The following is a 22,825-nucleotide window of genomic DNA, read 5'->3' as shown; positions in this document are numbered from 1 at the left end:
AGGTCTCGGCACCCGCCCCGGGTTTACTGTCCTAGCTGCCTGCTCCGCGGGACCGCAGGCCGCTCTTCACGAGCACCCACGCTCCTGCAGCGGCAAAGAGGCCGGTCAGGATGGACAGCCAGGCGGGAATTCCGCCCGGGGAGCCAACGGCAGTCTGGACGTTGTAGCCCGTGTTGCTCGCTGCCGGAACGTAGGCCGCGGCAGCCCCCGGGGGCGTTGACGCAACCGGGGTCACTACGGAGCCTGCAACTGGCACAGCCGCGGGCGGCGCCGCTGCCGGCGGGGCAGCCGCCGGCGGGACAACGGCCGGCGGCACGACGGCATCCAAAGGGGTTACAACCACTACCCCGTCACCCGGATCCACCGGGCCAGGATCCACCGGGCCCGGATCCACGGGACCCGGATCCACCGGATCCACCGGATCCACCGGATCCACCGGATCCACCGGATCCACCGGATCCACCGGATCCACCGGGTCCACCGGGTCCACCGGGTCCACCGGGTCCACCGGCGCGGCCACGACGCAGTTGTTAGCGAGCAAAATGACGTTGGCTTCTGTCAGGTTCTGCCCATAGGGCATGTCGTCACCGCCGTTGGCCGGAACGATGTCGCCTGTGTCGCCAACGTGTGCCCCAAGGGCACTGAGGTTGATTGTCTGTGCGAGATAGGGGTTTGATGCCGAGCCGGTGGCGTGGCAGATGGTAATTTTCTTTTCCGGGGCGGCGTTCGCCGCTACGGTTGCCCCCAAAAACCCGAGGCCCACCACCCCCAGAGTGGCTATTGTCCGTTTCATGTTCGGTCCCTCCATACCAATCCGATTCGAACTGACCAGACTGCGCGGAGTAACCGTCTTCGAGACCAGTGAAAACAAAACCTGTGTGAGACCTCAAACAGCGAAGTGAAGGCGACAGTTACTCCCCAGACAGTGTCATCAGTTCGCTTGCCTTTTCAGGCTAGGTTTGCCGCTCCGGTTAAACCCGAGTAACAGGTACGCGTTTACTCAAACTGGCACAGGTACCAATTACCTGCTTCGTGAAAATATTCACTCGCACGCATACGGCTGACTACTTGGATACCTGGACCCTTGCTGCCGCACCCAGGGCCCCGCTCCGGGATAACAGCGGGCACAAAAGCGCTCCCCCGCTTGCTGCGGCAAGCGAGGGAGCGCCGGGGTAACTATGGCGGGACGACAGGGCGTCCGGAAGGACTACGCTTCGGCGGGTTCCTCGTACTTCGGGAAAATCGGGGCCGGGGCAGGGAGCTCGGTGCCGGGGACGAGCGGCACGGCGACCGCCGTGAACAGGCGGGCGTCGCCGTCGTGCTGGCCGAGGGTTTCCAGGAGGGCGGCGGACGCCGTCGGCATGACCGGCTGCACCAGGATCGCAACGATCCTGAGCACCTCAAGCGTCACGAACAGCACCGTGTGCATGCGCTCGACGTCGGTCTTCCGCAGCACCCAAGGCGCCTGCTCGGCGAAGTACGCATTGGTGTCGCCAAGGACGCCCCAGATCGCTTCCAGGGCACGGCTGAATTCCTGCTTCTCGAACGCGGCCCGGGCGGCCTCCAGGAGGCCGTTGGCCTGCGCCAGCAGCGCGGAATCCTCCGCTGTGAATGCGCCGGGAACCGGGACCCGGCCCTCGCAGTTCTTGGCGACCATCGACAATGAGCGCTGTGCCAGGTTGCCGAAGTTGTTGGCGAGGTCGGAGTTCATCCTGCCCACAATGGCTTCGTGGCTGTAGCTCCCGTCGGCGCCGAAAGGCACCTCACGCAGGAAGAAGAAGCGCACCTGGTCCAGGCCGTACTGTGCCACGAAGTCCGACGGAGCCACCACGTTGCCCAGCGACTTGGACATCTTGACGCCGTTGTTGTTCAGGAACCCGTGGATCATGATCCGCTTGGGCAGCTCCAGCCCGGCGCTCATGAGGAACGCCGGCCAGTAAATGGCGTGGAATCGCGAAATGTCCTTGCCGATCACGTGGACGTCCGCCGGCCAGAACTTCCGGAACGACTCCGAATCGACGTCCGGGTAGCCCACGCCGGTCAGGTAGTTGGTCAGCGCATCCACCCACACATACATCACGTGCTTGTCGTTACCGGGAACCGGAACACCCCAGTCGAACGTCGTGCGGCTGATGGAGAGGTCTTCCAGCCCCCGCTTGACGAAGCTGATGACCTCGTTGAAGCGGGACTGCGGGGCACCGAACTCAGGGTGTGCCTCGTACAGTGCCAGCAGCTTGTCCTGGTAGGCGGAGAGCCGGAAGAAGTAGCTTTCCTCGGCCGTCCAGGTCAGCTCGGTGTCCGTCTCGCGCGAGTAGCGGAGGCCGTCTTCCTTGACGACGGTCTCGTCTTCAACGTAGTAGGCCTCATCGCGGACCGAGTACCAGCCCTCGTACTTGGACAGGTAGATGTCCCCGTTGGCCTCCATCTTCTTCCAGATGGCCTGGGAAGCGGCGTAGTGGTCCTCGTCCGTGGTGCGGATGAAGCGGTCGTACGAGATTCCCAGGGCGGAGTGGGCGGCCTTGTAGATTTCGGCGTTCCGATCCACCAGCTCCTTGGGCGTGATGCCTTCCTTGTCGGCCGTCTGCGCGATCTTCATGCCGTGCTCATCCGTGCCGGTCAGGAAGAAAACGTCGTAACCGTCCAGGCGCTTGAACCGGGCCATTGCGTCGGTGGCAATGTACTCGTAGGCATGGCCGATGTGCGGCACGCCGTTGGGGTACGTAATGGCGGTGGTGATGTAGAACGGGGTCTGGGCTGAAGACGACACTCTGGGAAGTTACCTTTTTTCGGAAGCGGTGCGGGCCGGGAGCTGGTGGAACGCTACCCCTAAATCTAGATCAGTTCGGTCAGGGTATCGCTGAGCCGGACAAGTTCGTGGTCATGTGACGCCACCAGCACGGCAATTCCGTCGGACGTGGTGTCCTTCAGGATGCTGATGATGCGGTTGGCCGAGGTACGGTCCAGGCTCGCCGTCGGTTCGTCGACCACCAGGACGCGGGTGCCCAGGATCAGGGCACGTGCGATCGCCACGCGCTGACGCTCGCCGCCGGACAGCTGGGCCGGACGGTGGCGCATCCGCCGCCCCAGGCCGACAAGGTCCAGGAGGTCCTTTGCCATGTCGCGGCGCTGGTCCACTTCGCCGTCCGGCACGGCCGGCAGCAGGACGTTCTCCAGTGCGCTCATGCCGTCAATCAGCGCGCCGCCCTGGTCCACGTAGCCGATCAGTGCCCGGCGGCGGTCGGCGATTTCGTCGTCGCCCATGCTCTCGAGGGACTGGCCCTCCCAGTACACCCGGCCCGACGTCGGCAGGGTAAGGCCTGCTCCGACGGTCAGGATACTGGTCTTGCCGGAACCGCTTCGGCCGGCGACGCAGTGCATTTCCCCGGCGTGGAGGGTCAGGTCAAAGCCTTCGACGACGTTGACGGCGTCGGCTCCGCCCTTCTGGCCGCCGTAGCGGATGGTGATGTTGCTCAGTTCCAGCGGGGTCCCGTGGTCTGCGGCCTTCAGGATGGTGTTGGCACGGGTCTGGAGCGAGCCGTCCCCGGCATCATCCTGGGGAATCCGGTCGAGATTCAGGTCGTTGTTCATTGGACCACTTTCGTTGCAATTGGAATCCAGCAAAGTACAGCCACGAGTCCGGCCAGGGCGGCCCAGAGCGCGGCATAGGGAGCGAGCAGGAGGCCGATGCCGAGGGCGCCGACCACGCCCAGCGGCAGGGCCACCGTGCCCACGAGGGCGTTTTCGAACAGCCGGACCTGGCCGAGCATGTCCGGGTTCCAGCCCATGGCTTCGAGCGTGCCGAGGTACTGGCGCTTGGCCTGGAGCTCGAAGCGTCCGGTGACAAGGGTCAGCACCAGGCCCACAGCTACGCCGGAGAGCGCCAGGACGATGCTGGGCAGCGCCACGCTGGCGGCAGCGAGGCCGCTGAGGGCACTGGCGCCGGCGGCTCTCGGGATGTCGATCAGCAGGGCGATCAGGCCGCCGACGGCCGCACCAAAAACGCCTACTGCCACGGCCAGCGAGATGGTGTTGAATTTGTTGGTGCTCAGCTGGCGGTTGGCGAACGTGAGCGGGGAGTCGACGGCGATCAGCCGCTCGTCGTGCTGCGGCTCCTGGTCGATCTCGTCACGGTGCCTCAGCTGCCGGGCCGCGAAGTAGGCTGCGGCAGCGTAGAGCACCAGCACAGAGGCGGAAACAATGACCGTAGCGAGGTTCCAGCTGACCAGGCTCAGGATGGTGCCGGCAATTGCCAGCATGGCCGCTCCCACGCCGAACTCGGCGAGGACCCAGCTGCGGATCCTGTTCTGCGTCCAACCCATGGCCCGCAGGGTGCCGGCCTCGCGGCGGCGCTGGCGGATGTAGCTGACCGTGGAGGCACCAGTCAGCAACGCGGCACCGCACAGGGTGAGGAACAGCAGCGTCACATTGGTACCGGTCAGGGAACCGGACACGGCGTCGGCCGCATCCTGGCGGACCCACGACTGGGTGACGGTGCCCAGCGGGGATTCCTTGCCGGCGCCGTCTTTGGAGTATCCGGGAACGAAAATGTTGGCGTCTTCACGCGCCGAGCCGGCAACAACCGTCGCTTCGAGGCCCATGTCGCGGATTTCGTCCGCAAGCTTCTCGACCTCCGGCTGGGACTCCTTCCAGCTGCCCGGCGCCTTGGCCTTGACGCGGACTGCGTCGATGACCGAAGCGTTCTGTTCGAATCCCCGGGCGGCGGCGAGGCCGTAGTAGTCGGTGATCGCACCGGCAGACTGGCTGACCAGTCCCGTGGCGCTCAGTGACGGCTTGAGTTCGGTGTTCTCCACCTTCTTGCCCTGGGCGTCCTCGGTCAGGGTGAGCGGCGACGGATCGTAGCCGCCCAGGGGCAGCCGGTTGATGTCCCCGGCGGCTTCCTTGACCTTCTCGGCGTCGAACGTGCCGTAAACCATGGCCAGCGGCGCGGCGACCTTGGTGCCGGTCTCCAGGCTGTCGCGGTAGGAACGTTCGTCAACAGGCTCGCGCTGGGTCTGGTCGACGGGCGCTCCGCCGGCACCCTTCTCCGGAAGGCGGTTGACGGTCACCCACTCCCCCGGTGTGGCGGTCTTGTCCACGGCGCCGTTGCCGGCGGTGGCACCGTCGGTGTATTTGGGGGCGGACGCGAAGGCGGTGCTCCACGTTGCCGGGTTGTAGAGGCCCTGGCTGAAGTTGCCGGTGTTCCCCAGCAGCTGGGAGAAGTCCTGCGAGCCCGGCCAGGACAGGGCGAACGGCGACTTGGAAACGAACGGAAGGTAGTCCTTGTCCAGCGAACGGGTCACCGTGCCCACGTCTTTGACCACGTTTCCGGAGTCGTCGATTTCCTCGATCTTGACCGAGTACTTGAGGTCTAGGGAGGTGCCGGAGCGGACGATCAGCGGGATCGCCTGGGAATCGGCCGTGAGCTGGCCGGCGCGCTTTGCCTGCTGGTACTGGGTCATCAGGGGTGCCCAGTACTTGAGCTTGACGCCGAGGAAGTCGGGCCCCTCTTCCAGTTCCTCCATGCTGATTCCCGTGGTGAACAGGCTTTCGAAGTGCCGGCCGATCGCTCCGGCGTTCCGTGCGTCTGCCGGCGGCGCCTTTTCGAGCGGTGCGAGGAAGTCGCCTGCGGTGCCCAGGAGGGCCCGCTCGGACACGGGGTCGACGGCGACGACGGACTCCGTCACCTGCGGCGCCAGCGGCAGCGATACCGAGAGGTTGAACAGGTTGTGTTCGGAGCCGCCCGCGGGGGCCGGGAACTTGATGCCCGTTTCCCCGTCGGCGCCCGCGATGCGGATGCTCTTGCCGCCGGCGGTCTGCTCTTCGACGAGCTTGGCCTTGCCGAGGGAACCCTCGGCCATGGACTTGAACAGGGTCTGTTCCGACTGGCCGTCGGAGCTGACGGCGCTGGCCGTCACGCGGTATTTCTTGGCCTCGTCAGTGAGGACCGATTGCGCTGCCGGCCACTTGCCGGGGTCGGTTCCGCCGGGCTCCCCTGCGGTCGCCGTGCCCACCAGGCCGGCGTTGAATCCCAGGTAGTCCATGGCGTCAAGCCGCGGCGCTTCGAGGTTCTGCGATACCCGTGAGACGAGGCTGATGGGGGCCGCCACGGAGGTGCCGGTGAGCTTCCTGATGCCATCCAGCTGATCGAAGCTGATGCCGCCCTGGCCGTTGGCGATTTCCGGCTGCATGAGTGCGCCGCCGGAACCTGCCTTGGCCTGGACGAGGATGTCATAAAGTCCGCGGGAATTCTGGTCGACTGTTCGGTTGAGCGCCGCCTGTGACTGGCCCTGGACGAGGACGGACAGGCACATGGCGACGATCAAAATGGCCGCGGTCAGCAAAAGCACTCGGCTTCTGATGAACCTCTGGACGGCGTTCATTGGGCTCCCTGAAAGCTGGATTGCGTGAGCGCACACCTCTGTCCACACCTAACGGATGTGAAGGCGTCCCCTGCCGGGTGTGCAAAAAATAATGGCCGGTCTGCCGGCCGGATCCGAAAATCGGACCCAGCCATTGTACGCAGACCGGCCAATCATACGTGGCAGAAGTTAACGTCTGTCACGAGAAGTTCACCGAATAGGCGGGATGTCAGTCTTCGAGGTCGACTTCCCGCACCATCTCGGCACCGATGCCGGCCTTGATCGCGTCAAGGACCTGCTGCGGAACCGAGCTGTCAATGGTCAGGAGCGCCAGGACCTGGCCGCCCTCGGCCTGGCGCGCAACCTGCATGCCGGCGATGTTGATGTTGTTCATGCCCAGGATGTGGCCGATGGTGCCGATCACACCGGGACGGTCCGCGTAAGCAACCACCACAAGGTGTTCGCTGATGGGAATCTCCACCTCGTAGCCGTTGACGCCCACGAGCTTCTGGATCTGCTTGGGGCCCGTCAGTGTGCCGGCGACGGAGATCTGGCTGCCGTCGCTCAGGGCACCGCGCAGCGTCAGGAGGTTCCGGTACGACTCGGTTTCCGGCGTGGTGATCAGGCGGACGTTGATGCCCCGCTGCTCGGCGATGACAGGGGCGTTGACGTAGGAGACCTGTTCGGTCACGACGTCGGCGAAGATGCCCTTGAGCGCGGCCAGTTCCAGTACCTTGACGTCCAGTGAGGAAATCTCGCCGGCAACTTCGACGTCGAACTGGGTCAGGGAGGCGTGGGTCAGCGCGGTGAAGATGCGGCCGAGCTTTTCGATCAGCGGGATGCCCGGGCGAACGTCCGGAGCAATGACGCCGCCGGCAACGTTCACTGCGTCGGGGACCAGTTCGCCGGCCAGGGCGAGCCGGACCGATTTGGCCACGGAGACGCCTGCCTTTTCCTGGGCTTCGTCAGTGGAGGCGCCCAGGTGCGGGGTCACCACCACGTTGTCCATGTCGAAGAACGGCAGGTCGGTGCTGGGTTCCTTGACGAACACGTCAACGCCGGCACCGGCGATCTCGCCGTCCTTCAGGGCAGCGTGCAGGGCTTCCTCGTCCACCAGGCCACCGCGGGCGACGTTGATGACGTAGGCGGTCTTCTTCATCTTCTTGAACGCCTCGGCGCCGAGCATGCCCACCGTTTCCGGCGTTTTGGGCATGTGGATGGTGATGAAGTCCGACTGTGCCAGCAGCTCGTCCAGGGTGACCAGCTGCACGCCCAGTTGGGCGGCGCGGGCGGAGGTGATGTAGGGGTCGTACGCCAGGATCTTGGTGTCGAAGCCCTTCAGGCGGGCTGCCACGAGGGCGCCGATCCGGCCGAGGCCGATGATACCGATCTTCTTCTCGTAGAGTTCAATGCCCGTGTACTTGGAGCGTTTCCATTCGCCGTCCTTGAGCGCGGCACTGGCCTGCGGAATGTGGCGGGCGAGGCTCAGGATGTGGCCGACCGTCAGTTCAGCGGCGGAGACGATGTTCGACGTCGGCGCGTTGACCACCATGACACCGGCCTGCGTGGCAGCTTTGATGTCGACGTTGTCCAGGCCCACTCCGGCGCGGGCAATGACCTTCAGGTTCTTGGCCGCAGCGATGGCCTCAGCGTCCACCTGCGTGGCAGAACGGACCAGGATTGCGTCAACGTCCACGATGGCAGAGAGCAGCTGGGAACGGTCGGAGCCGTCTGTCTGGCGGATTTCAAAGTCCGGGCCGAGGGCCTCGACTGTGGCGGGTGAAAGTTCTTCGGCGAGCAGTACTACGGGTTTTGACACGGCTGATCCTCTGCGTTGCAGTCCTGGGGATAAATCAAGTCTAGGCGGACGGAAAGGCCGGGCTCACATTGTTAAGTGTGAACCCGGCCTCACTACTGCCTTGTGAAGGGCACCTGGCCGACGGCCTTGGTGGCGGCAGCCTTAGCGGGCTGCCGAGCCCTCTACGTAGTCCTCGTCCTGCTGCTGCCAGGAGAACAGGCCACGCAGTTCGCGGCCGACGCTCTCGATGGGGTGCTGCTCAGCCTTGGCACGCAGCGCCTTGAACTCCACGCCGCCGTTGTCCTGGTCTTCAATGAAGCGCTTGGCAAACGCGCCGTTCTGGATGTCGCCGAGGACAGCCTTCATGTTTTCCTTCACCTCGGGGGTGATGACGCGCGGGCCGGAGACGTAGTCGCCGTACTCTGCGGTGTCGGAAACGCTCCAGCGCTGCTTGGCGATGCCGCCTTCCCACATGAGGTCAACGATGAGCTTGAGCTCGTGAAGCACCTCGAAGTAGGCGATCTGCGGCTGGTAGCCGGCTTCGGTCAGGGTCTCGAAGCCGTACTGGACCAGCTGGGAGACACCGCCGCACAGGACGGCCTGCTCGCCGAAGAGATCGGTTTCGGTTTCCTCGGTGAAGGTCGTCTTGATGACACCGGCGCGGGTGCCGCCAATGGCCTTGGCGTAGGACTTGGCCAGGTCCCAGGCTGCGCCGGTGGCGTCCTGCTCGACCGCGATGATGTCCGGGATGCCGCGGCCGGCTTCGAATTCGCGGCGCACGGTGTGGCCGGGAGCCTTCGGGGCGATCAGGATGACGTCAACACCCTCCGGCGCCTCGATGTAGCCGAAGCGGATGTTGAAGCCGTGTGCGAAGGCCAGGGCCTTGCCGGGGGTCAGCTTGTCCTTGATGGAGTCGTTGTAGATCGAGCGCTGGTGCTGGTCCGGCGCCAGGATCATGATGACGTCTGCCCATTCGGCGGCGTCGGCGACGTTCTTGACCGTGAATCCGGCGTCCTGTGCCTTGGCGATCGACGCCGAGCCCTCCTTGAGGGCGATGGTAACTTCAACGCCGGAGTCGCGCAGGTTCAGGGCGTGGGCGTGGCCCTGCGAGCCATAGCCGACGATGGCTACCTTCCGGCCCTGGATGATGGACAGATCAGCGTCGTCGTCATAGAACATTTCAGTCACTTGCGTAACTCCTTTTGAGTGGATTCTCGGGTGTAAATAGTCTGTGGTGTTGCGTTACTGCACGGGCTGTACGTGGCGCCTAGGCGCTGCGCAAGGCCCTGTCGCTCATGGAGCGGGATCCCCGTCCAACGGCCAGGGTGCCGGACTGCACAATTTCGCGGATGCCGAAGGGCTCGAGCACTGACAGCAGTGCGGTGAGCTTTTCGGGGTGGCCGGTTGCTTCAATGACCACCGAGTCTGTGGAGACGTCGACCACTGAAGCGCGGAACAGGTCTGCAGCCTGGGTCACCTGCAGGCGTGTTGCGGCATCCGCACGTACCTTGACCAGGATGTGGTCTCGCTGTACGGAAGATTCTGAGGTCAGTTCAACAATCTTGATCACGTTGACAAGTTTGTTCAACTGCTTGGTGACCTGTTCGATCAGGTCACCGTCGGCGTCGACGACGACGGTCATCCGGGACATGCCCGGAACTTCCGTCGGGCCGACGGCCAGGGAATTGATGTTGAAGGCCCTGCGCGCGAAGAGGCTCGCGACTCGGGTCAGCACACCGGGCTTGTCTTCGACCAGAACGGACAGCGTGTGGCGGGTCATGATCAGTCCTCCTCTTCCCATTCCGGGGTCATGTTGCGGGCGACCTGGATCTGGTCGTTGCTCACTCCGGCGGGCACCATCGGCCACACCATGGAGTCGGGGCTCACTACGAAGTCGATGACCACGGGGCGGTCATTGATCTCAAGGGCCTTCTGGATGGTGGCGTCGATGTCCTCAGCGCGTTCGCACCGGAAGGACGCGCAGCCGTAGGCCTCGCCCAGTTTCACGAAGTCCGGGATGCGGACTGTCTCGTGGCCGGTGTTCAGGTCGGTGTTCGAGTAGCGGCCCTCGTAGAAGAGGGTCTGCCACTGGCGAACCATGCCCAGCGAGGAGTTGTTGATGACCGCAACCTTGATGGGGATCTTGTTGATGGCACAGGTGGCCAGTTCCTGGTTGGTCATCTGGAAGCAGCCGTCGCCGTCGATGGCCCAGACCACACGGTCCGGTGCGCCCACTTTGGCGCCCATGGCCGCGGGAACGGCGTAGCCCATGGTGCCGGCTCCGCCGGAGTTCAGCCAGGCGTGGGGGCGTTCGTACTTGATGAACTGCGCAGCCCACATCTGGTGCTGGCCGACGCCCGCAACGTAAATCCCTTCGGGGCCGGTGAGGGCACCGATGCGCTCAATGACGCGCTGCGGTGCGGTGAGGCCGTCTTCGGGCTCGGTCCACCCCAGCGGATACGTATCCTTCAGGTTGTTCAGGAACGCCCACCAGTTCTCCAGGTCCGGCGTGCCGGAAGCAGCGAACTGCGTCTTCACGGCCTCGGTCAGTTCCGGGATGATCTCCTTGACGGAGCCCACGATCGGAACGTCCGCGGTGCGGTTCTTGGAGATCTCGGCCGGATCGATGTCCGCGTGGATCACCTTGGCGTTCGGCGCGAAGGTTTTCAGGACGCCGGTCACTCGGTCGTCGAAACGGGCGCCCAGGGTGATGAGCAGATCGGACTGCTGCAGCGCGGTAACGGCGGACACCGTGCCGTGCATGCCCGGCATGCCGACGTGCTGCGGGTGTGAGTCCGGGAACACGCCGCGGGCCATCAGGGTGGTCACCACCGGTGCGCCGGTGATTTCGGCGAGCTCCCGCAGTTCCGCCGAAGCATGCGCCTTGACCACGCCGCCGCCGACGTAGAGGACGGGCTTGCTGGCCGCAGCAATCAGCTTCGCTGCTTCGCGAACCTGCTTGTTGTGGCCGCGGACCACCGGGCGGTAGCCGGGCAGGTCGATCTTCGGCGGCCAGGAGAACGTCATCTGGCCCTGCTGGGCGTCCTTGGCGACGTCCACCAGCACCGGACCGGGACGGCCTGTGGAGGCGAGGTGGAATGCCTCAGCCATGACATGCGGGATGTCGTTGGGGTCGGTCACCAGGAACGAGTGCTTGGTGATGGGCATGGTGATGCCCACGATGTCAGCTTCCTGGAAGGCGTCCGTGCCGATGACACCGCTGGATACCTGGCCGGTGATGGCCACCAGCGGCACGGAATCCATGTGCGCATCCATGATGGCGGTAACGAGGTTGGTGGCGCCGGGACCCGAGGTGGCAATGCAGACGCCCACCCGCCCGGTAACCATGGCGTAGCCTTGCGCGGCGTGGCCGGCTCCCTGTTCGTGACGGACCAGCACGTGATTCATGCGGGAGGCCATCAAGGGGTCATAGGTGGGCAGGATCGCGCCACCGGGCAAACCGAAAATATCGTCCACGCCGAGTTCTTCGAGCGAGCGGACAATAGCTTGTGAACCGGTCATCACCGTCGGGGGTACGACGTTGTTCGGTCCGAGTACAGGAGAGACAGCAGCAGCGTGCTCGACACCGGCATCGGCCGTGCGGTCGGCGCGTTCCGGAGCTTTGGGGGCTCCAGCGGACTTTGTAGCCATCAGCGAGGGGCTGATCGGCGATCCTTTGCTCATCGGACTCTTCCTTTGTGGATCTTTATTAGCGGGTAAATCTCATGACGGGTTCAATATGTGCAACAAATAAAAAAACCCCTCAGCCGTGAGGCTCTTCGAGGGGTTTGCGCGTGACGGTTCGTTACCAGTCGGGCTATTGAGCCACGCGCTTGGTAAGGACGACGACTGCCTCTGCAGCAGCGAAGCTAGTAACGAATGCGATCATGCGTTCAGTTTTCCCTCTGGTGAGAAGCGTGTCAACGACGACGGTACGCATCTCACTATGTGGACGCCATTGTCCACGGATTGGGCTGCGGGTACTACCCGCAGTATGCGCCGGTGGAGGCGCCGTGCACCAGCTTGGCGTACTTGGCGAGCACGCCCTTGGTGAACTTGGCAGGAAGCGGCTCCCAGCCGGTCTTGCGGGATTCCAGCTCGGCCTCGTCGACCAGGAGGTCGAAGGTTCGCGCGGCGATGTCGACACGGATCCTGTCGCCGTCCTGGACGAAGGCGATGGGGCCGCCGTCGGCTGCTTCCGGGGCAACGTGGCCGATGCACAGGCCGGTGGTCCCGCCGGAGAAGCGGCCGTCCGTCAGGAGCAGGACGTCCTTGCCGAGGCCCGCGCCCTTGATGGCGCCGGTGATCGCGAGCATCTCGCGCATGCCCGGACCACCCTTCGGACCTTCGTAGCGGATGACGACGACGTCGCCGGCTTTGATGTTTCCGTTGTCCAGGGCATCCAGGGCGCCCTGTTCGCGCTCGAAGACGCGGGCGGTGCCCTCGAAGACGTCGGCGTCGAAACCGGCGCTCTTGACGACGGCGCCTTCCGGTGCCATGGAACCGTGCAGGATGGTGATGCCGCCGGTCTTGTGGATCGGGTTGTCCAGCGCACGAAGGATCTTGCCGTCGAGGTCCGGCGGGTTGATGGACTCGAGGTTCTCGGCAAGGGTCTTGCCGGTAACGGTGAGGCAGTCGCCGTGCAGCAGTCCGGCATCGAGCAGTGCCTTCATGATGACCGGCACGCCGCCGATCTTGTCCACGTCGGTCATCACGTAGCGGCCGAAGGGCTTGAGGTCGCCGAGGTGCGGGATCTTGTCGCCGATGCGGTTGAAGTCGTCGAGCGTCAGTTCGACTTCGGCTTCACGGGCAATGGCGAGCAGGTGCAGGACGGCGTTGGTGGAGCCACCGAATGCCATGGTCACGGCAATGGCGTTCTCGAAGGCCTTCTTGGTCATGATGTCGCGGGCAGTGATGCCAAGGCGGAGCAGGTTGACCACCGCTTCGCCGGACTTGCGGGCGAACTCATCACGACGGCGGTCTGCCGAGGGCGGGGCAGCGGAGCCCGGGAGGGACATGCCCAGGGCTTCGCCGATGCAGGCCATGGTGTTGGCCGTGTACATGCCGCCGCAGGCGCCTTCACCCGGGCAGATGGCCTTTTCGATGCGTTCCAGGTCTCCGAGGCTCATCTTGCCGGCGGCGCAGGCACCCACGGCTTCGAAGGCGTCAATCAGGGTGACTTCCTTCTCGGAACCGTCCTCCAGCTTGACCCAGCCCGGCATGATGGAGCCGGCGTACAGGAACACGCTGGCGAGGTCCAGGCGGGCAGCTGCCATCAGCATGCCCGGGAGGGACTTGTCGCAGCCGGCCAGGAGCACCGAGCCGTCGATGCGCTCGGCCTGCATCACGGTTTCGACGGAGTCGGCGATGACCTCACGCGAGACCAGGGAGAAGTGCATGCCCTCGTGGCCCATGGAGATGCCGTCCGAGACGGAGATGGTGCCGAACTGCATGGGGAAACCGCCGCCTGCGTGGACGCCCTCTTTGGCGCCCTGGGCCAGCCGGTTCAGGGAAAGGTTGCAGGGAGTGATCTCGTTCCACGAACTTGCCACGCCAATCTGCGGCTTCGCGAAGTCGTCGTCGCCCATGCCCACGGCGCGGAACATACCGCGCGCGGGGGCGGCGTGGATCCCGTCGGTGACGACCCGGCTGCGGGGCTTGATGTCAATCTTGTTCTCGATTGCTGCTTGGGTGTCCTCACTCATGGGTCAAAGTCTATGACTCCGATCGGGACGCCAACGACCCGGAGGGGACCGTTAAGCCGAAAACCGGGAATATTTCGATCAAATAGTGGACTCTCGTCTCGAATAATGAGATCGGCTGAGGCCCGAGCTGCCTTGGATTGTGTCAGGCATCACGGAGGCCGGCGGCATCGATTGATGCAGCTTCGGCCTCCAGCATGGACAGGACCTGCGCGATTGTGGTCCGTGCCGCCACATCAGGGCGGGCGAGCGCCACGATGCTGCGGCGGGCAGTCACCCCGAGCAGCGGGCGCAAGACGAAGCCGCGCTCCTGGTTCCGCAAGGCGGTGTACCGGGGCAGCAGGCTCAGCCCGTGACCTGCACTCACCAGTGCCTCCAGGACGCGAAGATCGGGAAACAACTGCGCGCGTACCGCCGGCGACCCTGCCTGGACCTCGATCTGGCGCAGTACCGTGTCGAAGGGGAAACCCTCCGGGACGCCCATCCACGGAAAACCCACTACGTCGCCGGCGGTCAGCGAGGACTTCGCCGCCAGGACGTGGCCGGCCGGCACGGCGACGTCCAGCGGCTCGTTCAGCAGGGGAACCACCACGAGCCCCTGCCGGGCGAAGACATCGGGACCATCAACGCTGTGGGCCAGGACGATGTCGTAGTCGGCGGCCAGGGCAGCGAAGCCCGCGACGCCGGGGTCCTCGAAGGAGGCCTCGAACCGGAGTCCTTCCACCGCCTTGACGCGGTGCAGGAGACCTGGGAGGAACATTTCCGCCGCACTCGGAAAGAAGGCTGCCTTAACGTGCGTCTGCCAGCCCTGCCGGTACGTGTCGATGGTGGCTTCGGCGCGGGCCATGGCAGTGGACACATCCGCCGCTGCCGCCGCCATCGCGCGCCCTGCCTCGGTCAGGCGCACTCCCCTGCCGGACTTCTCCACCAGGACAACGCCCAGTTCGTCCTGGAGGGTCTTGAGTTGCTGGGAAACGGCCGACGGCGTCACCTCCATGGCCTCGGCGGTGGCGCCCACGGTTCCCCGGTCCGAGAGTTCACGGAGAATCCGGAGCCGTTTCAAATCCATGAAGCGAGGCTACAGGACAGTGCTGCAGGACAGTGCCCGCGCACTGAGCCCGCATGCAGCCCGGACATGACAAGGCATCCTGCGCCGGCTCTGGTAGCGTGCAAGCCACCCTGCCGGTCGACCATCAGGACTTCACTGTGAACAGCAAGCCCGCGCCGGTCAACCCGGACGCGACCAACCCGGAATCGGACACTGACGCCGCTCCCCCGCTCAGCAGCGAAGAGCTCAAGGCCAGGCTCCGCGCCGTTTTTGATCACCAGATTCCCAACTACGGCGACTACAACCTCGTCTGCGGCTCCAACAGCTTTGAGGGTGCGGGTGCTGCGGCCCGGGGCTGGGCTCCTCCGCGCCGGCGGAGCTTTGTTATCGGCTACCGCTGGCATCCGGCCGAGATCATCGTGGCCCCTTTTGATGAAAAGTCCCTGGCCGCGGCCGGGGTTCCGGTGGCGATCAACATGACAAACCTTTCGCATGCCCTCCGGCTGCCCGCCGTCAAGTCTTCGCTGGGCGGTTACGAAGTGGCCGCAAGTACCGGGAAAGCCTTCCGTTTCGGGGTGGAAAACAGCATGCGCCTGGCTTCGCCGCCGGGAGGACCGGCTCAGCGGGCCGGTCGCGGGACCCGGAGCATCGAACAGGCCGACGACGCCGCGGACTTCCATGAATTCATGGCTGACTTCATCCGGCGCGGGCTGCCCCTCTGAACCTTTACAGCCCTAATCACACCGACGTAACGTCAAGCAACGGCAACCTTGCCTTATGGACAGAAGGGCTCTGCTATGGACTGGATTATCTGGGTCATCGTCATCGTAGTCATCGTCGGAGTTGTTTGGTGGCTCCTGAACCGCAACAGTTCGGGAAATACCACCGGAACATCGACGCCCTCCGATGCCGGCGTGTCCGTTCCACCGTCAGGGCAGGCAGGAACTCCGCGGCCCGTTGCCGGCGCACCGGCCGGAGGCAGTGCAGCACCTTCGGCAGACGCAGCCGCCACCGCCGGGATGCCGGGTGCCGCAGGGTTCAGCTCGGCAGCCAAAGCCGCACCGATGACGTCAGCACCGGCAGCGTCCGCACCCGCCGGTGGAGATGTGGATGACTGGGACGAAGACACAGCAGCCACGACGGCGGCGCCCGCCGCAGGTAAGGCAGCGGTGTCCGGCGAAGCAGCCGTCTCCGACAAGGCAGCCGTCTCCGACAAGGCAGCCGTTTCCGACGAGGCAGCCGCCTCCGACGAAGCAGCTGCGTCCGACAAGGCAGCCGTGTCCGACAAGGCAGAGTGGGAGGCGCAGTGGTCCGAGGCGGCAAGCACGCCGCACGCGGCGGAAGCCCACGCCGAACCGCACACCCTGGCGGCCCCGGCTCAGGAATCAGCAGGGGAATCCCTGGCCGCCGGGAAGGCTACCGCGGCGCCTGTCCATCACCCCGAGTACACGGAGCCGCATTCTCCCACGCTCCCCGGCGCCGAATCCGCCGCAGCGGAAGACGTCCCGGAAGCAGCTGTCCAGGAAAAAGAAGTCCAGGAAAAAGAAGTCCGCGCAGAAGGAGCCGGGGCGGAACTGCCACCGGCCGGCGGGACCGGGCCAGCCGTTGCGGGCGACACACGAGCCCCGTCCCATGGGGATGCCGAAACCATGCAGGCGGCCGCCTCGTCAGCCGCGACTGAAGGGTCCGCAACCCACACGGCCGAACCCGCCGGACACCTTGCGGCAGACAAACCGTATGGGGAAGGCTCAGCCGCCCCGGGTCCGGATGGCAGCGCACCCGAGGGCTACACGGTCAAGGGCAATGCGCAGTCGATGATCTACCACGATGAAACCAGCCCGGCCTATGAGGAAACCGTAGCGGAGGTCTGGTTCGAGTCGGCAGCCCATGCCGAAGCGGCCGGCTTCCGTGCGCCGCGACGGAGCCGGCACTAGGTCCGGCATCCGGAGGGCCGCCGTCACCATGAACCGGGACAAGGAGCGGCGCCGACCCGGGCCGGCGCTCCTGCTGCGGCCTGTCACCGCCGTCGGGCCCGTCACCGCCGTCGTGTCGTTGCTGGCGCTGGTTGCCTGCACCGGTGGCGGCAGCAGCATCCCCACGGGTAACGCCGGCCAGGTCACAGGCAGCAACAGTGCGGGCCAGGAACCCCGGGTGCTGCGGACAGTGGAGGGGCTGCGCCTGCCATGGTCCACGGTGTTCCTGCCGGACGGCACGGCCGTTATTTCCGAACGGGACAGCGGCGAACTCAAAGCGGTCCGGGACGGGAACACAACGGCACTGGGGAGTGTCCCCGGAGTAGTCCCGGGCGGTGAAGGCGGCCTCCTTGGGCTGGCGGTGTCGCCAAACTTCGCTTCCGACCGGTCACTTTTCGCCTATTTCACGGCCCGGTCCGACAACCGGATCGCCCGGCTCACACTGACTGAGCGGGTTCCAGGGGGCGCGCTGGAGCTGGGCACGCCCGAGACGATCTTCGCCGGCATCCCGAAGGCCTCGACCCATAACGGCGGCCGCATCCGTTTCGGACCGGACGGGAACCTCTATGTGGGAACCGGAGACTCGCAGCGCCGCGACCAGCCCCAGGATCCGAGCGCGCTTGGCGGGAAGATCCTTCGGATCACCGAAAAGGGCGAGCCGGCGCCCGGCAATCCGTTCGGAGACAACCCGGTCTACAGCCTTGGCCACCGCAATGTGCAGGGGCTCGACTGGGACGACGCGGGCAGGCTCTGGTCCAGCGAATTCGGTCCGAACGTGGATGACGAACTGAACCTGATCAAGCCCGGCGGGAACTACGGGTGGCCCGAGGTCACCGGAGCTCCGGGAAGGGCCGGCTTCATTGACGCCAAAGTCGTCTGGCCGTCCACCGCGGAATCCTCTCCAAGCGGACTCGAGATCGTCGGCTCCACAGCGTATCTGGGAGCGCTGCGGGGCCAGAGACTGTGGGCAGTCCCCCTCGACGGTGAAAATGCAGGTAATCCTGTGAGCCATTTCACAGCGCGGTTCGGGCGCATCCGCGACGTTTCGCTGGCCCCGGACGGCACCTTGTGGATGCTTACCAACAATCAAAACCCTGATTCCGCGCTGATTTTGGCGCCTCCGGGCAGCCCCGGAGGCTGATGCAGGCGCCGATTTCACACCGGGCTAAAACTCGTGTAGAGTTTCATGTCGTTGCGGAGATGAACGAGGGAAACAAAAGCCATCGGGAAGAACCAAAACAACAGCTGCACCTCTAGCTCAACTGGCAGAGCAATTGACTCTTAATCAATGGGTTCCGGGTTCGAGTCCCGGGGGGTGCACCAGAGAAACCCCGTCTTCACAGGCCACAAGCCGTGAAGGCGGGGTTTCGTTTTGCCCGAAAACAGTGCATCGGGCCTGGCCGCAATTCTTTAGGAAATATTCACCTTAAGCATCGGAGAACCTGCGCGGCACTGGATAGAGTGACGTCACTACTAGGTGTGGGAGGGGCTAACCATGGCTGTCTTTCGGTTTACTGTGACGGGCACGATCGAAGCCGACGCCGACGCGCTTGGCGCCGCGATGGCGGCCTCCCTGCCTGCGCCCTCCACGGATGCCGACGCGCTGGGGATATTGGAAAGCAGCCTCGAGTTCAGCGAAAACCCCGGTTCGGCTTTACAGGCTTTGCTGGAGATGGGCGTAATGGCCGTCCTGCAGGCCAAATTGGGTCCCTTGAATAAGGGCTGGGACGTCCAGGCGCTGGAGGCCATTGCCGTCCGGCTCCTGGGGTAGTCAATCAGCTGGTCAGTTGGCGCTGTTCGCGTCGACAGTCAGTCCGGATTCGGCACTTGCCACAATGGCCTTGGTCTCAGGCGAGGAAAAACGGCCGGCCAGGACGGTCACCACCGCCTGGAGCTCCTGGCGAAGGATGTCCGGGTCGATGGAAGCGGCGGCAAGAACTGTTCGTTCCATGTCCGCCGCAGCGGCCACAGCTTCCACCCCGCGCTCGGTCAGGGACACCACGTGGCTTCGGCGGTCGGACGTGCTGCGCTCGCGCCGGATGTGGCCGTGGACCTCGAGCCGGCTGAGTGTTTTTCCCATGGTCTGGGCCTGGACGCGGACCAATTGGGCCAGCTGGGCCTGCGTCATGGGTCCGTTAAGGGAAAGTACCTCCATGGCGATCACTCCGGCATGGGTGAGCCCGATGGCTCCCAGCTTCTCGTTCCAGGAGTGTTCCACGAGACGTGCCGCGGTGGACAAGAGGCGCCCTGTGGGCCAGCGATCCATATCAGGCATACAACTTAGTATAGCCAGCGTGGGATTCGTCCCTCGCTCCCCCGCTTACTAAGCTTGGATGTCCAGAACATTCCTAAGGAGAAAATCTTGGCTGAACGACTCACTCCCGGTACTCCGGCACCCGACTTTACGTTGAAGGATTCCGCAGGGAAGGACGTCAGCCTGAAGGATTACCGCGGCCGGAACACCATCGTGTACTTCTACCCGGCGGCGTCGACGCCGGGCTGCACCAAGGAAGCATGCGACTTCCGCGACACGCTCGCCTCCCTGCAACGCGAAGGCTACGACGTCGTCGGCGTGTCTCCGGATCCGGTCGGGAAGCTCGCCACATTCGCAGAAAAGGAAGGGCTGACCTTCCCGCTCCTGTCCGACGAAGACCACGCCGTGGCTGAGGCCTACGGTGCCTGGGGGGAGAAGAAGAACTACGGGCGGACCTATGAGGGCCTCATCCGGTCCACCATTGTGGTGGACGCGGACGGCACGGTCTCCATAGCCCAGTACAACGTGCGGGCCACCGGCCATGTGGCCAAGCTGCGCCGGGACCTCGGACTGTCCTAGTCGTTTTCGCCAGGCCGCGTGCGGCACACCGGCCCATCGAGCGGATGGCGCCCCCGGCAGGTACACTGGAGCCTGGAATCCGCCGTCGGACGTTCCCTGCATCCGCAGGAACAGCAGGAAGAACATGCACGACGGCGGCGCGCGCGAGTGGTGAAATTGGCAGACACGCAGGATTTAGGTTCCTGTGCCTTCGGGCGTGGGGGTTCAAGTCCCCCCTTGCGCACAACAGCACAACCCTTGGAATCCCGGGCCTCACGGTCCGGGATTCCTTCGTTTAACTTCCCTGCGCCAGCGTCCGGGGGAACCTCGGAAAAAAGATTCTCCCCGTCCACCCATCCATTCCCGCCGAACGGCCGAATACCCATTGAGACACCAACCAAGGGTCGGTGCCCGCAGTCGGAAATTCAGCCAGTGCAGTGATCGGCAAAGTCGTTCACCGCAGGCAATGGTCGGCACTAACAAGGAGAATCGAAATGCAGTCATTCAAGCGCACAACTTTCACCGTCGCAGGTGTTGCAGCTGCAGCACTGCTCAGCCTGACCGCCTGCGGCGGTTCGGCCACGACGGCGAACAGCTCTTCCGCACCGGCTTCGACGCCGTCCGCCTCGAGCATGGCACCGTCACCGTCCGCCAGCTCTTCGGCCGCCATGGATCCGGCCGCCAACCTGGTTGGCCCCGGCTGCGCCGGTTACGCGGAAAAGGTTCCCAGCGGCGCCGGCTCGGTAGCAGGGATGGCCCTCGATCCGGTTGCGGTTGCAGCCTCGAACAACCCGCTGCTGACCACCCTCACGGCAGCCGTGTCCGGCAAGCTCAACCCGAAGGTCAACCTCGTGGACACGCTCAATGGCAGTGAATTCACGGTCTTCGCACCGGTGGATGACGCGTTCGCCAAGATCGACGCCGCCACCATCGAAACGCTCAAGACCGACGACGCCCTCCTGAGCAAGATCCTGACCTACCACGTGGTTCCGGGCCAGATCACTCCTGACAAGATTGTGGGCACCCACAAGACCGTCCAGGGCGGGTCGGTCACCGTGACAGGCACCAAGGATGCGCTGAAGGTCGATGACGCCAGCGTCATCTGTGGCGGCGTTCAGACGGCCAACGCCACGGTCTACCTGGTGGACTCCGTCCTGATGCCGAAGTAGGCAACCCTGCACGCTCCTGCTCCGGCTCCAGACTGACTCCCTGGACCGATCCTGGAGAAATCGAGGCCCGCACCGCACGGTGCGGGCCTCCTTTTTTGCCCTCAGCAAAGGCTGGCGGCAGCCCGGCATGCACCGCGGCGCGCGGCCGGCACGCACCCGGCGGGTGTCCAGGATCGGTCAATTAGACTGGGGACCGGTCCGTTGTCCGCGGGCCTTCCTGCCGTCCAGAGGTGATCATCGAGTGCCCAGCAGTAAATCGCGCCGCATTGCAGTCAGTATCGGCGCAGGGGTCCTGTCGCTGCTTCTGGCCTCGTGCACGGGCACGCCCGCTCCGGCACCGGCGTCGTCGTCTGCGGTTCCGACCAGCTCGGCACCCGCCGCGCCCACGGCGACATTCACGTTCGGCACCGCGGCCCAGCCGCTGGGACTCGATCCTGCCCTGGCCTCTGACGTCGAGTCCTACCGGATCACCCGCCAGGTCCTCGAAGGCCTCGTCGGAGTGGACCAGACAACCGGACTTCCCACTCCACTGCTGGCCACCGAGTGGGCAGAGTCCAGTGAAGGCCGCGCCTACACCTTCAAGCTCCGTGAAGGCGTCACCTTCCAGGACGGCTCCCCCTTCGATGCGGCAGCGGTCTGCACCAACTTCAACCGGTGGTTCAACTTCCCCGAAAGCCTGCGGAAGCAGGCCCCGGGCACATCGTTCAAGGGCGTCTTCAAGGCCCACGCCGACCAGGCCTCGCTGTCCATCTACAAGGGCTGCACGGCACTTACCCCCGGAAATGTCCGGATCGACCTCACGCAGCCCTTCACCGGGTTCCTCCAGGCCCTGACGCTCCCGGCCTTCGCGATGTCCTCGCCGACTGCCATGGCGGCGCAGAAAGCGGACAGCCTCAGCCAGAGCCGCGACGGCCAGCCGGTCTCGGCCTATGCCCTGCATCCCGTGGGCACGGGCCCCTACAGCTTCGCAGCCTGGGAGGACTCCAGCGTGAAGCTGGTCAGCAACAAGGACTACTGGGGCGACAAGGGCCAGATCGGCACCATCAACTTCGTCACCTACGACCATCCGCAGTCCCGGCTCCAGGCCCTCCTCGACGGGAAGATCGACGGTTATGACGCCGTCACCGTGGGCAACTTCGACCAGCTCGTCAAGCGCGGGAAGCAGATCATCCAGCGGGACCCGTTCTCCGTGATGTACCTCGGCATGAACCAGGATGTGCCCATCCTGCAGAACATCAAGGTGCGCCAGGCAATCGAGCTGGCGGTGGACAAGGAAACGCTGATCCGCCGCTTCTTCATCGACAACACCGCCCAGGCGTCCCAGTTCGTTCCGCCCAAACTCAGCGGCTTCAATAACAACGCCCCCTCCCTGGGCCATGATCCGGCCAAGGCCAAAGCGCTTCTGGGGGAGGCCGGCTACAAGGGCGAGGAACTCAAGTTCTACTACCCCCTGAATGTGACCAGGCCGTACCTGCCGACACCCGAAAAAATCTATGCGGAACTCAGCAGGCAGCTCACCGCCGTCGGCCTGAACATCAAGCCGGTCCCGGTGGACTGGACGGACGGGTACCTGCAGAAGGTGCAGTCTCCGGGCGACCATGCCCTGCACCTGCTGGGCTGGAATGGTTCGTACTCCGATCCGGACAACTTCGTGGGGCCTTTGTTCGGCGAGAAAACCGGCGAGTTCGGCTACCAGGATCCGCAGGTCTTTTCGAAGATTGCGCGGGCCAGGGGCCTGCCGGAGGGACAGGACCGGACGGAGCAGTACCGCACCATCAACGCCCAGATTGCGGAATCCGTCCCTGCCGTCCCCATCGCCTTCCCCATTTCTGCCCTGGCGCTCTCCGACCGGGTGCTGAAGTACCCCGCCTCGCCGGTATTAAACGAGGTTTTCACAAAGGTGGAGCTTAAGCCTTGACGGACCGCCCCAATTTCAGTTAGAGGGGCGATCGGGATATTCTGTG

Annotated in this window: 18 protein-coding genes and 2 tRNA genes; 9 read left to right on the top strand and 11 right to left on the bottom strand. The window is 64.7% G+C overall.

Going from position 1 to position 22,825, the window contains the following annotated elements:
- Window positions 1–31: 31 nt before the first annotated feature.
- The 10 genes from AC6JAC_RS09205 to AC6JAC_RS09160 all read right to left on the bottom strand — a co-directional run bounded on the left by AC6JAC_RS09205 (window position 32) and on the right by AC6JAC_RS09160 (window position 14,928).
- Window positions 32–793 carry a hypothetical protein gene (locus AC6JAC_RS09205; RefSeq protein ID WP_497964396.1) on the bottom strand — a complete coding sequence of 254 codons (762 nt, stop codon included), beginning with the start codon at window positions 791–793 and terminating at the stop codon, window positions 32–34.
- A gap of 414 nt (window positions 794–1,207) precedes the next feature.
- The gene (gene metG, locus AC6JAC_RS09200; RefSeq protein WP_497964394.1) at window positions 1,208–2,767 is read right to left on the bottom strand and encodes a methionine--tRNA ligase; all 1,560 of its coding nucleotides are present in this window, start codon (window positions 2,765–2,767) and stop codon (window positions 1,208–1,210) included.
- Between the two features lie 65 nt (window positions 2,768–2,832).
- Window positions 2,833–3,588 carry an ABC transporter ATP-binding protein gene (locus tag AC6JAC_RS09195; RefSeq protein WP_028271615.1) on the bottom strand — a complete coding sequence of 252 codons (756 nt, stop codon included), beginning with the start codon at window positions 3,586–3,588 and terminating at the stop codon, window positions 2,833–2,835.
- Complete coding sequence (locus tag AC6JAC_RS09190; RefSeq protein ID WP_028271614.1) at window positions 3,585–6,380, bottom strand: ABC transporter permease; 2,796 nt, start codon at window positions 6,378–6,380, stop codon at window positions 3,585–3,587. The genes AC6JAC_RS09195 and AC6JAC_RS09190 overlap by 4 nt, the downstream gene beginning before the upstream one ends.
- Window positions 6,381–6,588: 208 nt before the next feature.
- Window positions 6,589–8,178, bottom strand: a complete 1,590-nt coding sequence (serA, locus tag AC6JAC_RS09185; RefSeq protein ID WP_028271613.1) for a phosphoglycerate dehydrogenase — start codon at window positions 8,176–8,178, stop codon at window positions 6,589–6,591.
- Window positions 8,179–8,319: 141 nt separating this feature from the next.
- Window positions 8,320–9,345, bottom strand: coding sequence for a ketol-acid reductoisomerase (gene ilvC, locus AC6JAC_RS09180; RefSeq protein ID WP_028271612.1), 1,026 nt, complete (start codon window positions 9,343–9,345; stop codon window positions 8,320–8,322).
- Between the two features lie 79 nt (window positions 9,346–9,424).
- Window positions 9,425–9,937 (bottom strand): acetolactate synthase small subunit, encoded by a 513-nt coding sequence (gene ilvN, locus AC6JAC_RS09175; protein ID WP_028271611.1) that lies wholly within the window; start codon window positions 9,935–9,937, stop codon window positions 9,425–9,427.
- 2 nt (window positions 9,938–9,939) lie between these two features.
- Window positions 9,940–11,841: an acetolactate synthase large subunit gene (locus tag AC6JAC_RS09170; protein WP_028271610.1), complete on the bottom strand. Its 1,902-nt coding sequence runs from the start codon at window positions 11,839–11,841 to the stop codon at window positions 9,940–9,942.
- Between the two features lie 299 nt (window positions 11,842–12,140).
- Window positions 12,141–13,862 carry a dihydroxy-acid dehydratase gene (gene ilvD / locus AC6JAC_RS09165; RefSeq protein ID WP_497964390.1) on the bottom strand — a complete coding sequence of 574 codons (1,722 nt, stop codon included), beginning with the start codon at window positions 13,860–13,862 and terminating at the stop codon, window positions 12,141–12,143.
- Between the two features lie 142 nt (window positions 13,863–14,004).
- Window positions 14,005–14,928, bottom strand: coding sequence for a LysR family transcriptional regulator (locus tag AC6JAC_RS09160; RefSeq protein ID WP_028271608.1), 924 nt, complete (start codon window positions 14,926–14,928; stop codon window positions 14,005–14,007).
- A gap of 137 nt (window positions 14,929–15,065) precedes the next feature.
- Between AC6JAC_RS09160 and AC6JAC_RS09155 the strand changes: the two genes are divergently transcribed.
- From AC6JAC_RS09155 to AC6JAC_RS09135, 5 genes are all read left to right on the top strand, one after another.
- Window positions 15,066–15,629: a hypothetical protein gene (locus tag AC6JAC_RS09155; protein WP_497964388.1), complete on the top strand. Its 564-nt coding sequence runs from the start codon at window positions 15,066–15,068 to the stop codon at window positions 15,627–15,629.
- Window positions 15,630–15,704: 75 nt separating this feature from the next.
- Window positions 15,705–16,841: a sunset domain-containing protein gene (locus tag AC6JAC_RS09150; protein WP_497964386.1), complete on the top strand. Its 1,137-nt coding sequence runs from the start codon at window positions 15,705–15,707 to the stop codon at window positions 16,839–16,841.
- Window positions 16,795–18,021: a PQQ-dependent sugar dehydrogenase gene (locus AC6JAC_RS09145; RefSeq protein WP_497964384.1), complete on the top strand. Its 1,227-nt coding sequence runs from the start codon at window positions 16,795–16,797 to the stop codon at window positions 18,019–18,021. The genes AC6JAC_RS09150 and AC6JAC_RS09145 overlap by 47 nt, the downstream gene beginning before the upstream one ends.
- 106 nt (window positions 18,022–18,127) lie before the next feature.
- A tRNA-Lys gene (locus tag AC6JAC_RS09140) sits at window positions 18,128–18,203 on the top strand.
- A gap of 172 nt (window positions 18,204–18,375) precedes the next feature.
- Window positions 18,376–18,651 (top strand): hypothetical protein, encoded by a 276-nt coding sequence (locus AC6JAC_RS09135; RefSeq protein ID WP_156037146.1) that lies wholly within the window; start codon window positions 18,376–18,378, stop codon window positions 18,649–18,651.
- Between the two features lie 12 nt (window positions 18,652–18,663).
- Here AC6JAC_RS09135 and AC6JAC_RS09130 read toward each other — a convergent pair whose 3' ends face one another.
- The gene (locus AC6JAC_RS09130; protein ID WP_497966795.1) at window positions 18,664–19,146 is read right to left on the bottom strand and encodes a MarR family winged helix-turn-helix transcriptional regulator; all 483 of its coding nucleotides are present in this window, start codon (window positions 19,144–19,146) and stop codon (window positions 18,664–18,666) included.
- Window positions 19,147–19,242: 96 nt separating this feature from the next.
- Here AC6JAC_RS09130 and bcp point away from each other — a divergent pair, with 96 nt between their 5' ends.
- The 4 genes from bcp (at window position 19,243) to AC6JAC_RS09110 (ending at window position 22,779) form a co-directional block, all read left to right on the top strand.
- Window positions 19,243–19,713, top strand: coding sequence for a thioredoxin-dependent thiol peroxidase (gene bcp, locus AC6JAC_RS09125; RefSeq protein ID WP_028271603.1), 471 nt, complete (start codon window positions 19,243–19,245; stop codon window positions 19,711–19,713).
- 141 nt (window positions 19,714–19,854) lie between these two features.
- Window positions 19,855–19,936: transfer RNA gene (locus tag AC6JAC_RS09120), tRNA-Leu, on the top strand.
- Between the two features lie 250 nt (window positions 19,937–20,186).
- Window positions 20,187–20,861 (top strand): fasciclin domain-containing protein, encoded by a 675-nt coding sequence (locus AC6JAC_RS09115; RefSeq protein WP_028271602.1) that lies wholly within the window; start codon window positions 20,187–20,189, stop codon window positions 20,859–20,861.
- Between the two features lie 241 nt (window positions 20,862–21,102).
- The gene (locus tag AC6JAC_RS09110) at window positions 21,103–22,779 is read left to right on the top strand and encodes an ABC transporter substrate-binding protein (RefSeq protein WP_497964381.1); all 1,677 of its coding nucleotides are present in this window, start codon (window positions 21,103–21,105) and stop codon (window positions 22,777–22,779) included.
- The last annotated feature ends 46 nt before the right edge of the window (window positions 22,780–22,825 follow it).

This window comes from Arthrobacter sp. KUASC02 (assembly GCF_059739395.1).
This window is presented reverse-complemented; position numbering and strand designations above follow the sequence as displayed.

What these genes read in the sequence shown, in the direction of transcription:
- AC6JAC_RS09130 (WP_497966795.1), bottom strand. Translation starts at nt 19,146, where the DNA reads ATGGATCGCTGGCCCACAGGGCGCCTCTTGTCCACCGCGGCACGTCTC.
- AC6JAC_RS09170 (WP_028271610.1), bottom strand. Translation starts at nt 11,841, where the DNA reads ATGAGCAAAGGATCGCCGATCAGCCCCTCGCTGATGGCTACAAAGTCC.
- ilvD (WP_497964390.1), bottom strand. Translation starts at nt 13,862, where the DNA reads ATGAGTGAGGACACCCAAGCAGCAATCGAGAACAAGATTGACATCAAG.
- AC6JAC_RS09145 (WP_497964384.1), top strand. Translation starts at nt 16,795, where the DNA reads ATGCCGAAGCGGCCGGCTTCCGTGCGCCGCGACGGAGCCGGCACTAGG.
- AC6JAC_RS09150 (WP_497964386.1), top strand. Translation starts at nt 15,705, where the DNA reads ATGGACTGGATTATCTGGGTCATCGTCATCGTAGTCATCGTCGGAGTT.
- AC6JAC_RS09115 (WP_028271602.1), top strand. Translation starts at nt 20,187, where the DNA reads ATGCAGTCATTCAAGCGCACAACTTTCACCGTCGCAGGTGTTGCAGCT.
- AC6JAC_RS09160 (WP_028271608.1), bottom strand. Translation starts at nt 14,928, where the DNA reads ATGGATTTGAAACGGCTCCGGATTCTCCGTGAACTCTCGGACCGGGGA.
- AC6JAC_RS09135 (WP_156037146.1), top strand. Translation starts at nt 18,376, where the DNA reads ATGGCTGTCTTTCGGTTTACTGTGACGGGCACGATCGAAGCCGACGCC.
- AC6JAC_RS09195 (WP_028271615.1), bottom strand. Translation starts at nt 3,588, where the DNA reads ATGAACAACGACCTGAATCTCGACCGGATTCCCCAGGATGATGCCGGG.
- AC6JAC_RS09190 (WP_028271614.1), bottom strand. Translation starts at nt 6,380, where the DNA reads ATGAACGCCGTCCAGAGGTTCATCAGAAGCCGAGTGCTTTTGCTGACC.
- ilvN (WP_028271611.1), bottom strand. Translation starts at nt 9,937, where the DNA reads ATGACCCGCCACACGCTGTCCGTTCTGGTCGAAGACAAGCCCGGTGTG.
- AC6JAC_RS09205 (WP_497964396.1), bottom strand. Translation starts at nt 793, where the DNA reads ATGAAACGGACAATAGCCACTCTGGGGGTGGTGGGCCTCGGGTTTTTG.